The 12,592-nt window shown below is 45.8% G+C and carries 13 protein-coding genes; all 13 read right to left on the bottom strand.

Features of this window, described 5'->3' with window-relative positions; translation table 11 throughout:
• Positions 1-18: 18 nt before the first annotated feature.
• Positions 19-1,068: a phytoene/squalene synthase family protein gene (locus tag LZG75_RS02440; RefSeq protein WP_233934907.1), complete on the bottom strand. Its 1,050-nt coding sequence runs from the start codon at positions 1,066-1,068 to the stop codon at positions 19-21.
• Between the two features lie 13 nt (positions 1,069-1,081).
• Positions 1,082-2,614, bottom strand: a complete 1,533-nt coding sequence (locus LZG75_RS02435) for a phytoene desaturase (RefSeq protein WP_233934906.1) — start codon at positions 2,612-2,614, stop codon at positions 1,082-1,084.
• A 32-nt stretch (positions 2,615-2,646) separates the two neighbouring features.
• Positions 2,647-3,702, bottom strand: a complete 1,056-nt coding sequence (pufC, locus tag LZG75_RS02430) for a photosynthetic reaction center cytochrome PufC (RefSeq protein ID WP_233934905.1) — start codon at positions 3,700-3,702, stop codon at positions 2,647-2,649.
• A complete protein-coding gene (gene pufM / locus LZG75_RS02425) occupies positions 3,699-4,721 on the bottom strand; it encodes a photosynthetic reaction center subunit M (RefSeq protein WP_233923149.1) in 1,023 nt (340 codons plus the stop codon). Before pufM ends, pufC begins: the two co-directional genes overlap by 4 nt.
• Positions 4,722-4,739: 18 nt before the next feature.
• On the bottom strand, positions 4,740-5,564 hold the full coding sequence (pufL, locus tag LZG75_RS02420; protein ID WP_233923150.1) for a photosynthetic reaction center subunit L: 825 nt from the start codon (positions 5,562-5,564) through the stop codon (positions 4,740-4,742).
• Positions 5,565-5,645: 81 nt separating this feature from the next.
• On the bottom strand, positions 5,646-5,849 hold the full coding sequence (gene pufA, locus LZG75_RS02415; RefSeq protein ID WP_233923151.1) for a light-harvesting antenna LH1, alpha subunit: 204 nt from the start codon (positions 5,847-5,849) through the stop codon (positions 5,646-5,648).
• Between the two features lie 9 nt (positions 5,850-5,858).
• Entirely contained in the window at positions 5,859-6,086 is a 228-nt protein-coding gene (locus LZG75_RS02410; protein WP_233934904.1) for a hypothetical protein, read from the bottom strand.
• Between the two features lie 25 nt (positions 6,087-6,111).
• On the bottom strand, positions 6,112-6,264 hold the full coding sequence (gene pufB, locus LZG75_RS02405) for a light-harvesting antenna LH1, beta subunit (RefSeq protein WP_233923153.1): 153 nt from the start codon (positions 6,262-6,264) through the stop codon (positions 6,112-6,114).
• Between the two features lie 109 nt (positions 6,265-6,373).
• The gene (gene bchZ / locus LZG75_RS02400; RefSeq protein ID WP_233923154.1) at positions 6,374-7,831 is read right to left on the bottom strand and encodes a chlorophyllide a reductase subunit Z; all 1,458 of its coding nucleotides are present in this window, start codon (positions 7,829-7,831) and stop codon (positions 6,374-6,376) included.
• Complete coding sequence (gene bchY, locus LZG75_RS02395; RefSeq protein ID WP_233923155.1) at positions 7,831-9,366, bottom strand: chlorophyllide a reductase subunit Y; 1,536 nt, start codon at positions 9,364-9,366, stop codon at positions 7,831-7,833. The genes bchZ and bchY overlap by 1 nt, the downstream gene beginning before the upstream one ends.
• Before the next feature lie 14 nt (positions 9,367-9,380).
• On the bottom strand, positions 9,381-10,406 hold the full coding sequence (locus LZG75_RS02390) for a chlorophyllide a reductase iron protein subunit X (RefSeq protein WP_233923156.1): 1,026 nt from the start codon (positions 10,404-10,406) through the stop codon (positions 9,381-9,383).
• On the bottom strand, positions 10,403-11,350 hold the full coding sequence (gene bchC, locus LZG75_RS02385; RefSeq protein WP_233934903.1) for a chlorophyll synthesis pathway protein BchC: 948 nt from the start codon (positions 11,348-11,350) through the stop codon (positions 10,403-10,405). Before bchC ends, LZG75_RS02390 begins: the two co-directional genes overlap by 4 nt.
• Before the next feature lie 111 nt (positions 11,351-11,461).
• The gene (locus tag LZG75_RS02380; RefSeq protein ID WP_233923158.1) at positions 11,462-12,592 is read right to left on the bottom strand and encodes an acetylserotonin O-methyltransferase; all 1,131 of its coding nucleotides are present in this window, start codon (positions 12,590-12,592) and stop codon (positions 11,462-11,464) included.

Below are 12,592 nucleotides of genomic sequence, written 5' to 3'. Positions count from 1 at the left end.
AATGCAGTCATTAGATAATTAGGCAGCCATTTTTTGTGCTGCTACTGCTACCTTCGCTTGCTCACGACGCCGCATTTCAACCCGCTCTAATAAATTCACCACCCAAACGATACGTTCGTGAATTGAACCACCATAATGAGGTTGATGCGGTGCTTTAATAACTGCTTGAATTAAATATTGACTTGCAGGATGTGCTGGAATGAAGCGTTTGCTCCAATTGCGCTTAGCAGTAACTAACATCGCGCGACTTAATAGATGCATTTTTTTCTGGCTCGATACAATCGCACGTAGGGCTATAGAATTCAACTGGTTTTGTTCTATTTGACGGCCAATTTCAGCATAAATTAAACGCGCTGCTTGAATTGCTGGACGACAATCCCAGGGTAGGTTAGTTATACCAATTTCGGCTTGCTCGTATAAAGTATCTGCTTGCTTTAAGAGGCGCTCGACTACTCTGGCAATGGCAGGATTAAATTGGGGATTTTTAAGCCATTGATCGGGATCAATTCCTTCTTCTACCAACCAACTACGCGGCAAATATAAGCGGCCATTGCGCGCATCTTCGCCAACGTCACGCGCGATATTAGTTAGTTGCATTGCCAAACCAAGATCACAAGCACGGGCTATGATTGCTGGATCACGCTTGCCCATCAGCAGGCACATCATCGCCCCAACTGAACCAGCAACGCGTGCGCAATAATCTAATAAAGCATCCAGAGTGACGTACTGGCGATGTTGGCTATCCCATTCATAACCCTCAATGAGTGCTTGTAATAATTCTTGGGGAATATCGTAATAACGGACTACTTCAGCTAAGGCCCGATCAGCCGCTTGATGGTCTGGCTTACCTTGATAAATACGCTCTAAGCGCTTACATAAGCCCGCAATAGCATCGGGTTTTGCATCAATCGCATCGGCAATATCATCCGTCAGACGACAAAAGGCATAGAGTGCGATGGCTGGGTCGCGTACCCGTTTGGGCAAAAGACGTGATGCAGCAAAAAATGATTTTGAGCCAACTCGCATCGTTTCAGTGCACTGGGCAACATCGTTACTAAATTGACTCATCCAGCATTCTCCTTTAAAGGCTGCAAACTTTAGGTGGTTGATGAATAGCCTTTGGTACAACCGACATCAAGGCTTTAGCAGAAGATAAAACCCCAGGAATGCCTGCGCCAGGATGCGTACCTGCGCCCACCATAAAAAGTCCCTGTACATCTTCGCTGCGATTGTGGGGTCTAAACCAAGCACTTTGTAGCAAGAGTGGCTCGAAACCAAAGGCCGCACCTTTTACTGACAGTAAGCGATCTTGAAAATCTTGCGGCGTCATACAAAAAGAGGTTTTAAGATGCGCTTGAAACCCTGGCATGACTGTGGCCTCTAAATAATCAGCAATTTTTTGACGATACGTTTCTGCATATGCCTGCCAATCGGTACCGCTATCTAAATTCGGAACCGGTGATAAAACATAAAAAGTATCACAACCCATCGGACCTAAAGAGGGATCCGTAGCAGTGGGTCGATGCAAATAAAGACTAAAGTCGTCAGCTAATATTTTGCGTTTAAAAATATCCGTTAATAATTCTTTATAGCGCTTACCCAATAAAATCATATGATGTGGAATATCGTGATACTGTCGATCAATGCCAAAATACCAAACAAATAAACTCATTGAATACTTGCTTTTCATTACTTTCTGATCAGTCCATACCCGACGGTGTTCGGGATCAATTAATTTTTGATAAGTCCATGCCGCGTCGGCATTCGAAACCACGATATCAGCAGCTATAAAACTGCTATCAGCCGTAGTGATACCAGTTGCCTGGCCATTTTTTACGACAATTTTCTTCACTTCAGTATTGCATTCAATCTCGACGCCCTGATCGCGTAATAGCCTAACTAAGCCCTGAATAATTGCGCCAGTACCACCCATTGCTGAAAAAACTCCATGCCTTCTTTCAAGTGAATTAATTAAGGCATACACGGCTGTTACAGAAAATGGATTACCGCCAATTAATAGTGGGTGAAAACTCATTACTTGACGTAATTTCGGGTTTTTAAAATACCGCGCTACCAACGTATAAATACTTTCCCATGCTTTCATGCGCATCATAGATGGAATGGCGGCAAGTAAATCTTTCAGCGAATCAAAAGCGACTGAACTTAAATCTTCAAAACCCAACTTATAGCATTTCTCAGCCTCTTGAAGAAACTGATCAAATCCCACCAAATCTTCAGGCGCAAACTTGGCGACCTCTTGACGCATTTGCGCTAAGTTACCGGTGTAATCAAAGTAGGTACCATCGTCAAAACGAATCCGATAAAACGGGTCCATTAAACGTAAATCAACATCGTCACTCAATTTTTCGCCACATAGCTCCCAGAGCTCTTCCAATAAAAATGGCGCTGTAATAATCGTGGGGCCGGCATCAAAAGTAAAGCCATCTTTTTTAAAGACCGACGCTCTACCACCTGGCGCAGCCAGTTTCTCAATAACCCGTACCCGATAGCCATGATGAGCTAAGCGAATTGCCGCAGCTAAACCACCAAAACCGCTGCCAATGACTAAGGCAACGGGTCTAGTGTCATCATGAATAACCGTCTTTTTCAACATAAATACGAGTAGTCTTACGGTCTACCGTAAGACTATTTCACCGAAGTATTGCTTACACTGGCAGCCGCTGCTGCAGTAGTTATGCCACTGCCACGTAAGTAAGGGTAATCAGTCAACATCGAAACACCGTACAAAGGCTTGTACGCACCCTGATGACAAGTGCCACAATTTGCCTTGGCAACATCGCCAGTTGGACCCAAGCGATGGGCTGGAAATACCTTGGTTAGCGGGACCATAAAATTATTATTAATATCACGCGCCATACGAATTCCATACCAAGCAGTTGAGCGCTGTGGCGGGCTTTCTTCCCAGCTAGCAATAGCGCGCGTGTTATGGCAATAAGTGCAATTTACTCCCAATGACTTCGACATGTGAATCATCAGACCAAAGGTCTTTTCTGTCTCTTTAATATTGCGCTTGTTATTGGTACGCAAAGCGGTATCACCCTCGATCCGAATCATGCTGTCCTTTAACAAAAATGGTGTAAATGGATCATAGGGCAAACTAGAAAGCCCAACTGATTGACTTGGCGTATTTTGGCCGTCTTTATTACCTAACCAACCATTACCCTGCTTTTGTTCGGGGGCAGTAAACCATACTTGCTGAGGAATATTATTCCCCCGGTGACAGGTATAGCATGTCACACCGGTTTGCTTAACGTGGCTTTGCCAATCACCGTTAATCCGTTGGTTCATTTGAATCATGCGACGTGCAACGACCTTGGTGTACTTACTATCATCAGCAAAATTTTCAACATTGTGGCAATAAGCACAGCCTTGTTGTGGTGATACCCAACTCGTCATCGAAACCATAAAGGTTGTAAATTGCGCGGTACTTAAATTCCCTAAGACTTTGACATTTTTATATGCAGTGGCTGCCTTGGGTCCATCTGCTGGCACTGGATAAGAAGCGGGTACCACATTGTTAGCGGCTTGCGCAGCCAAGGTACGAGGGTTATATATTTCATCCATTCCGGTGCCGCGATAGCCATGCTGCACACCTTCTATTGGAGGTCGCTCACAACCTACTAAGACCAGCATGCTACACAGCAATAGTAGCAGACTGAGTTTGGCATAAATAATCTTCATGGTTTCATCCCCTGCATTGGAATTTGTGGCACTGGTGGTGGTGGCGCGACAAATGTACTGGCAGGATCAACCGTAATGCCCCCAAAAACATTTGGGTAGGCTGGGGCCACATGGTGTTTTACTGCCCACAAGTACCAGTTATCGACAACCGTGCCGGTTAAAAGAATACCAATGCCGCCGACTAATGGCGTGAGCACTGCAAACCACCAAGCCCAACGATGAATTGATTCCATGGTGGCGTTAAAGCCCATCGTCCAGCGCCAAAATAAAGCCGCTCTTTCTGAGGCAGTACCACGATCAACGATCTGCTCTATTTCACGCTCGCCGCCAAAACGGGACACAGCCAAAATTGTTCCCGCGTGCATCGCAAATAACAGCACCGAGCCATAGAGGAAGGCAATTGAAAGCATGTGGAACGGGTTATAAAACAAATTACCATAACGTAAAGAAAAAGCGGCAGTCCAATCGAGGTGCGAGAAGACGCCAAATGGCACGCCCTCGCTCCAGCTTCCCATCAGTAATGGCCGTAAAAATCCTAAAACTAAAAAGAGCCAAATAGCCGCTAAAAATCCCCAAGCCACATGTGTTCCCATGCCTAATGCAACTGCACGCCGATAGGTGCGCAACCACCATAATAAAATTGCAAGGGTCAAAAAGAAACCGGCCATCATCCACCAACCACCTTCAGCTAAAGGCATAAATAATTTCAAGCCATATTTAGGATGGGGTGGATCCAAAGAAAGCCAAAATAATTGCTTAACAAACTGAATCGGACTCCAATTCACTGAGGCCAGCATATTCCAGCCCATGATTTGAATTGCAATAGTGCCAAAAAATAAGGAAGCTATTCCGAGCCAACCCAAATAAATCGGACCAATTTGGGCGTTACCAAGACGCCCTATTAAATGAAATAAGAAGGGTTTACCGATACGATTCCGTTGCTCATATCGATCTAAGGGTATGCCGTGATGAATGGGACCAACGACCTGCACTTGGGTAAAGAGATTTTGATATTCCATATTGTTTTTCCCTTAGGCCTATCGCCAAATTGGTAAATTCAACCACCAACCCCACCATTCTGGCCAACCACGAGTCCAAAATGGGCCGCTAATTACAATACAAACGGCACTCCAAAATACTGCCGCCAAGGCCAAGAACAAACCAAGGCGATGAATTCCAAGGGTCCCAACCGAGTAACCAATAAAATCCCTAAAAAAAGTATCTTCGTGTTCTGGTGTCTTAACTGGTTGTCCTTTTTGCGGATTAGTAGAAGACAAAACTAAACCACCATGCATACATAAAGCTAAGGTAGTCGTAAAAAATAATGTCACCGCAATCATGTGTGCAGGGTTGTAATGAAAATGTAGATATTGATAACCTGTGTTTGAAACCCAATCAAGATGGCTCAAAATGCCATATGGAAAACCATAACCCCAGGCGCCCATTAATACTGGGCGGATCACAACCAAAGTGAAATAAGCAAAAACTGCCATCAGATAAGCAAAGGGGACATGCAAGCCCATCCCTAATTTGCGACAGATTTCAATTTCGCGCAAAGCCCACGAACCAAATGCACCCAGCGCACAAATCGTAACCAGTTGCCACAGACCGCCTTCCATCAAGGGAGCGAAATGCAAACCGTATTTCAGGTCGGGCGGGGCAATATTAATTTGCCACAGATTCCAAGTGGGTCCTTGAGATGCTCCCCATAAAATCATTGCCGTTCCAAGAAAGGCAAAAAATACGGTGGTAATACCAAAAAAACCAACGTAAAAGGGGCCGACCCAAAAGTCAAAAAGGTCGCCACCAATTAAAGTGCCACCACGAACTCGGTACTTTCTCTCAAAACTCAGCATTGCCATTTTTACTCCCCCCCTTCTAGGAATTCAGATAAGACAAGGCTTAAGCTTCTTGTCTTATCTGTCTTCGTTCGCATACAGCAATTACTTCCCAGCAGGTACAGCTGGTGGTGTTGCAGAACCTGCAGATTCAGCAGCCTTGAACTGAGCCTGGTTCATGCCATCCAACCAGTTATAGCGCACAGTACTAAGCAGGATTAAATGAATCATGGCGGCTAATCCAAACAGAAAAATTCCTTGAATTACCATAGCGCGCAATGGGTCATATAGTTTCCATATTCTCCACATACTTTTCTCCTAAGTTAAATACGACATAAAGCTATATACCGCTGTACTTGCATCCCGTGCCACAGAATGCTTCCCTTCTTCAATTGGTAGCCAAGAGCTCCATTGTTTAGGCAAAAATTTTGCTGATAGGCAAATTACAAAAAACACCATAAAGCCTGAGAAAAAAATTGCTTTAAATTGCAAAGAATTCTTTTCCAGAAAATCCTGATCGGCATTCTCTAAAGTGATATTTTTCATATGTATACCTCCCGCTAATTTCTGCTTAATGGAACCAAGGACGCCAAGCCCACACCAAAATGTGTGCAACCACTGCAACTGCTACAAACCCAACTAGGCCTTGGACATAAAACTGATTGAATTCCTTGGCTTCGTCGTCGGTGAGACCAGAGATTGAGTCTGTTCTGTTATCACTCATACGAGATCACTCCTTAAAATGGCCTTTCGACCGTTACCGCGCAAAGCCCGCGCGCCATGGGCAGATGGCTTACTGCTGCCAAATTTTGGAAAGCGGATGGGGTTCAGCTTCATACTGTTTCTCCCACTGAAATTTCTGGGCAAGAGATGCGCACCCGCTCTAAAGTAATCTGTTCTTCATTAGCTGTTTCAGCAGCCCGCTCAACTCGATCACGCAATAATTTCGCCGCTGAAATTTGCACTAATACCGGCTGGGCTTGGACATAATCGGCAACGGCTTTTTGAGCGTCTGCTGCCCATTGCAAATTAGCCAATAACTTTTGCCGTACCAAGGTGGCGTCAACCTTATCCATCTCAGTAGCTAAAGGAATAATATGAAATAGTGCATCAAATAAACCATTGCAAAATTCTTGAATTAGGTAGGTTGCGCCGGCATAACCCATAAAAGGCGTACCTGTATGGCGGCGAATTAATGCGCCCGGATATGAGGCGGGAATAAACGTGGCCTTTGAACCAATTTCACTTAAATACATGCGCTCGTTGTAACTACCATACATAATCAGCGGCGTTTTTTCTTTGGTCAATTTCCGCACTTCTTCATTATTCGTTTTTTCACCGGGTTTACGCGCCACGGCAAAATTACAGGGCATCCCCATTTCGTCTTCAAAGAAATGGCGAATGCCACGAGAATAGGTCTCGTTCGCTACTACCGCAAAACTAGCCGTGCCAAAAAAATCTTGTGTAACCGAGCGCCACAAATCCCAAATAGGTTTAATCGTTGTGTGCTTCTCCCGTTCAATAAAAGGCTCGGGATCCAACCCAAGATGCTCACCTAGAGTACGTAAAAATTGAGTCGTGCTATGCAAACCAATGGGGGCTTGTAAATACGGACGATCTAAGGCCTCACATAACATCCGTCCAAACTCGCGATACATACAAATATTCACATCAGCATCAACTAAGCGCGCGACATCGGCCAGATGACCACCTAAAGGAAAAACCAAATTAATTTCAGCGCCAATACCTTCTACTAAGCGGCGAATTTCAGCTAAATCGCTTGGCATGTTGAAAGTACCGTAACAAGGGCCAATAATATTGACGCGGGGTTTTTCGCCAGATTTTTTAGGTGGGCGGGTGGGGACCGTCTTGATGCCGTACTCACTCCACAACCAAAACATCGCACGATTCGCGCATTGCCACTGATCCTCATCAATCGTCCGCGGCAAGAAGCGTTGAATATTAGTGCCTTCTGGCGTTACTCCACCACCAATCATTTCGGCAATCGAGCCAGTAACAACCACTGCAGGTAAATCGGGGTCTAAGGTTGCATGAGCCCGTTTCATTGCACCTTCTGTACCTTCTCGTCCCAATTGTTCTTCGGCTAAACCGGTTACTACAATAGGTAACTCATGGGGTGGCAAGGCATCGGTGTAATGCAATACTGAGGTGACTGGTAAATTTTCACACCCAACTGGTCCATCAATGACAACTTGCAAACCTTTAATGGACGTAAAAACATAGACAGCGCCCCAATATCCGCCAGCACGGTCGTGATCAATGACAAACATTACATCATCTCCTCAGCTTTGCGCTTCTTGATTTTTTTCTCGAGCTTACGGCGGGTTTCTGCTTTGAACTCGGGGCGATCTACCGGCACATCCTCCCAAACTCCGGCTGCATAGCCACTTCCCACATTGCCAAAAAAAGCTTTCATCTCATCAAAGCGAGTTTGATTCTTGAGGGCTGCGTTAATCACTTGTGCTAATGACCCCGCACCAGCGGGTCCCATTAAGGGCCGTGCAGAAATTAAATTGGTGAAATATAAAGCGGGAATAGAGGCTTGTTTAGCAGCCTGCACTACCGGAGTCGTGCCAATCGCTAAATCTGGTTGGTACTCAGCCATCGCCGCTAAATCTTGCTCAAGTGACGCGCGAAACACTACTTGCACCCCTTTTGCCTCGAGCCACTCGAGGTCAGCTTGACTCCATTCTGTTCGCGGACAGGCAGAACCAACGTAGCGCACCTCGGCTCCACTTTCTATGAGTAAGCGGGCAACTAATAATTCCGAGCCTTCATAACCACTGACGTTAATGCGTCCTTTAATTGGTGCTGCGCCGAGCACACCTTTAATAGCGGGTAAAAATTTATTTTGTGCAGCAGCAATTTTTTCAGCGCTGGTATTCGTTGCCGCACCAATTGCCGCCAACCAATTTGCAGTACCTTCATAGCCTACTGGGGCTGAACCCACAATGGGTCGACCCGCCGCTTGAAATTCACGAATACTAGCGGTGTAAAAGGGATGAATCGCCCCAACGACTGCACAATCAAGGGCTTGGTATAACTCACGCCATTCGCGAGTAGGCACGGTAGCACCGACAGCCAAATCCATTGGATCTAGCAACATGCCGATTACGGCGGGATCAGCCGGAAACATTTCACCTAATAAAGTGACAGTGGGTTTGGTCTGTTTACCTGAGCGTGGTGCTGGTACCGGTCCAGCGAGAATTTCATTACGTGCATATTGCAACATCGCCCCAGCCAAAACATCTTTTGCTTCAGCATGGGTTGGCACACCAAAACCTGGGACGTCAATACCAATAATGCGTACGCCATTAATCTCTTTGGGTAGCAATTGCAATGGCACGCCACTAGCAGTGGGCACGCATAAATTAATAATCACAATGGCATCATATTTATCGGGGTCAGCTTCTTTGTAAACCGCCTCACGAATATCTTCAAACAACTTACCCGTGACTAATGATTCTGAATTAAATGGCACATACCCCACGCTACGCCGCGCGCCGTAAAAATGCGATGTAAACGTTAAGCCATAAACACAGCATGCTGATCCTGATAGGATCGTTGCGGTTCGCCGCATTCTTAGACCCACTCTTAAAGAACCAAATGCGGGGCACATACTTTGGGGCTGGTCGTGTGGTCCCTTTGGGTAATCTTTTTCATACTGCTGCAAAATTGCTGTTTTACCTGCCGCGCGTGCAGCTACATTCATCTGCTCCTTGCCAGCATGACAGCCCACACCATCGCCTAAAGCTGGATCGACAAGCAGCTTTTCTGGCACGATTGGAATAGTTGCGGTAGTCATCTGCGGCTCAATATTTAAGCTTGGTCGTAAATTACTTCGAGGGTTTCTTTAATGACGGCATCTTTACCCATCATGTCTTTTACCGTTGCTGGCTCAAGCACAAAATCACGACCGGTAATGTCGGCCGAGAAAAGTCCGAGTAAATCATCTTGACTTAATGGCTTGGGCCTTACGGGCGGCGCTGTGGCAACATTGCTAGCCAACTCTTCAAAAAGAGGACCCCACTGGGTACCTGGGCGACCGATAATTTCATAGCTTGCACTTTTACGGCGAATATCATCATCGGCTGGAATAGCTGCCAACACCGGTATACCTGCTTTTTCGGCAAAGGCTTGGGCTTCACCCGTATGATCATCTTTATTAATCACCATACCCGCTACACCTACGTTCCCGCCGAGCTTGCGGAAATATTCCACCGCTGAACAGACATTATTAGCGACATATAACGATTGCAAATCATTGCTAGCCACGACGATAACTTTCTGACACATATCGCGTGCAATCGGCAAGCCAAAGCCACCACAAACCACATCGCCTAAAAAATCAAGGAGAACAAAATCAAAACCCCAGTCATGAAAGCCTAATTTTTCAAGCGTTTCAAAACCATGAATGATGCCGCGGCCACCGCAGCCCCGCCCTACCTCTGGCCCACCTAATTCCATCGCGTAGACTCCATCGCGCTTAAAACAAACATCGCCAATAGCTACCGCATCACCCGATAATTTCTTTTTTGATGATGTCTCAATAATGGTTGGGCAAGCTTTTCCGCCAAACAAGAGCGAGGTGGTATCACTCTTTGGATCACAACCAATGAGTAAAACTTTTTTACCCTGCTGGGCCATCATGTATGACAAATTGGCTAAGGTAAAACTTTTCCCAATGCCCCCTTTACCGTAAATAGCAATAATTTGGGTTTCTTTGGTAATGGGTCCAGTTGAAACCGCATCAGGCTCAATTGCGGCTTCTTTTTTCAAATTCATAAATTGAATGGTTGCCTCGCTTGGAATGCCGTCGATTTTTACTTTTGTCGGTGCGTTCATTGTCGTGTTCTCCAATCTAAAACCATTTTTAAACAATCTTTGTGATGAAATGCGGTCCGGTAAGCTTCAGCAGCATCTTGGGGGCTCGCGCGGTGCGTTATTAGATCGGCCAACGACAAGTTGCCAGACTCAACTAGCTGATGAATTGCTGTTAAGTCGCTTGGTTGCCACTGTGCGGCAATACGAATACGAGCCTCACGCATAAAGGCGGCAGGAAAGGCAAAGGTGATGGTGTCATAAAAACCGGCTAAAACAATTTCGCCGCCCGGCGCCAAGTGACTCACTAAGGTATCAAGTAGTTTGGCATCACCACTCACATCGACAATTGTTTTATATTTCGCTGCTGCACAGGTCTGTGGATCAACAACTTGGTAGCCTACTGCACCCTCACGTCGCTGCGCATCAATCTCCCAAACCACAGGTTGTTTACCCGCTAGTACAGCAAGTCGCGCTAGTAAACGGCCGAGCACGCCATGACCAACAATTAAATCGGGTTGCTCATTACCAAGACCTGCAGTCACATGATAGGCAGTAGCAGCCAAAGCATACAAAATTACTTCTTCACCAACATTTTCTGCAACTGCTACTGCGCGCTTGGCTGGCACAATTAAGCGCGATGCAGCGCCACCGAATAGCCCCCGCACCGCTACGAAACAGCTTGATCCAGGGATAAAAACCCGTTGGCCAAGTGCAAAGCGTTGTTGATCATCGGCCTGGATGACGCGTCCAACTGACTCGTAACCCGGTACAAGCGGATAACCCATGCCCGGAAAGCTTGGCATTTGCCCAGTCCATAATAATTTTTCTGTCCCGGTGCTAATCCCACTCCATTCGACCTCGACAATAATGTCATCGGTGGTGGCGGGTATGAGATCTAACTCACTTAAACAGATGTTCTCCGGCTTTTCGAGCACAATTGCTGTAGTTTTAAGGAGCGCGTTCATTGAGTTATTAAGTAAGCCCGGTTGACAATTAAATGTGTAAACATTTATTTACATATTAACCAACTTTCCTAATAAAACGCTAGCTTTGTTCTCTAGGTGTTTTCACTAGTTTTAAGGCTTTTGGGGTTTTGTGCAGTGCAATATTTGCGCATTTAGCGGAATTGCGCTGGGTAGTAAACGAATTGCCTCAAACCCAGCCTCTGCTAAGAGGTTTTTAATTTCCACTTGCGAACGCGGGCGCCCCCTGCCCATGGCTAATAAATAAAAGCCAAAATAGGCATCTCCCATCTTTAACTGGCCGGGCGTGCCCGCCATTGGCTCCGCCAAAAGTAGAGCCCCTCCGGGTATTAATGCATCGTATATGTTGGCAAGCAACTGTTTTACCCTGGTATCGTCATGATCAAAAATGACTCGTATTAAAGTGGCTATGTCAGCACCCTGGGGTAAAGGATCAAAAAAATTACCGCCAATCGCTTGGGTGCGAGAACCGAATTGCCTTTGTTTAAATTGCGCATTCGCCAAAGCGGCTACTGCGGGAATATCGAATAGCGTAATTTGTAAATTGGGATATTGTTGTGCTAAATCAAGTGCAAATTTACCCTCTCCACCGCCAATATCGAGTAAGTTTTTGTGCTGCGCAAATGAATAGGCTTCAAGTACTTCAGCACTAACCAAAGGTTGTGTTTGCGACATTAAAGTTGAATAAGCTTGCACCTGGTCGGCCCGCAATTTTTCTGGAGCTAAATTTTGGTCTTGAGATACATATGGCCAATACCCTGCCATTGCTGCGCTTTGATTATCTCCGCGTAACAGGGCAAGCGGATCGGCTAAATCATGATACAAATCAATGTGGTGTTTGATCATATTCATTAACGCCTCATTACCCACTAACGGTGCACCAAGCATACCAAGTGCATATCGATCTGTGCCGCGCCGGGTTAATAAATTCAGCGCCACTGCAGCGTCGAGCAGGCGGCGTAAGCCTGCTTCAGGTAGCGGTATTTCTGCGCATAAATCCCTAAAAGATTTGGCGCCCTGACTTAAAACCTCAAATATATTTACCTGCACGCAGGCTAATAGCACCTGTGAATATACAAAGCCTGCCATTAAATCAAATAGTGCGGCAGCCTGTTTACGAACGATGCCACGGGTTAAGGGAAAACGAGCACTCCAACGTTGAAAACGCGGTGAGGCAATAGTTTGGTTACGCCAGTCAAAAAAATAATCGCGTAGCTGTTTCAA

It is taken from the genome of Polynucleobacter sp. IMCC30063 (assembly GCF_021395235.1).
GTDB lineage: Bacteria > Pseudomonadota > Gammaproteobacteria > Burkholderiales > Burkholderiaceae > Polynucleobacter.
The sequence above is the reverse complement of the archived record's forward strand: the minus strand, read 5'-3'. Positions and strand labels throughout refer to the sequence as shown.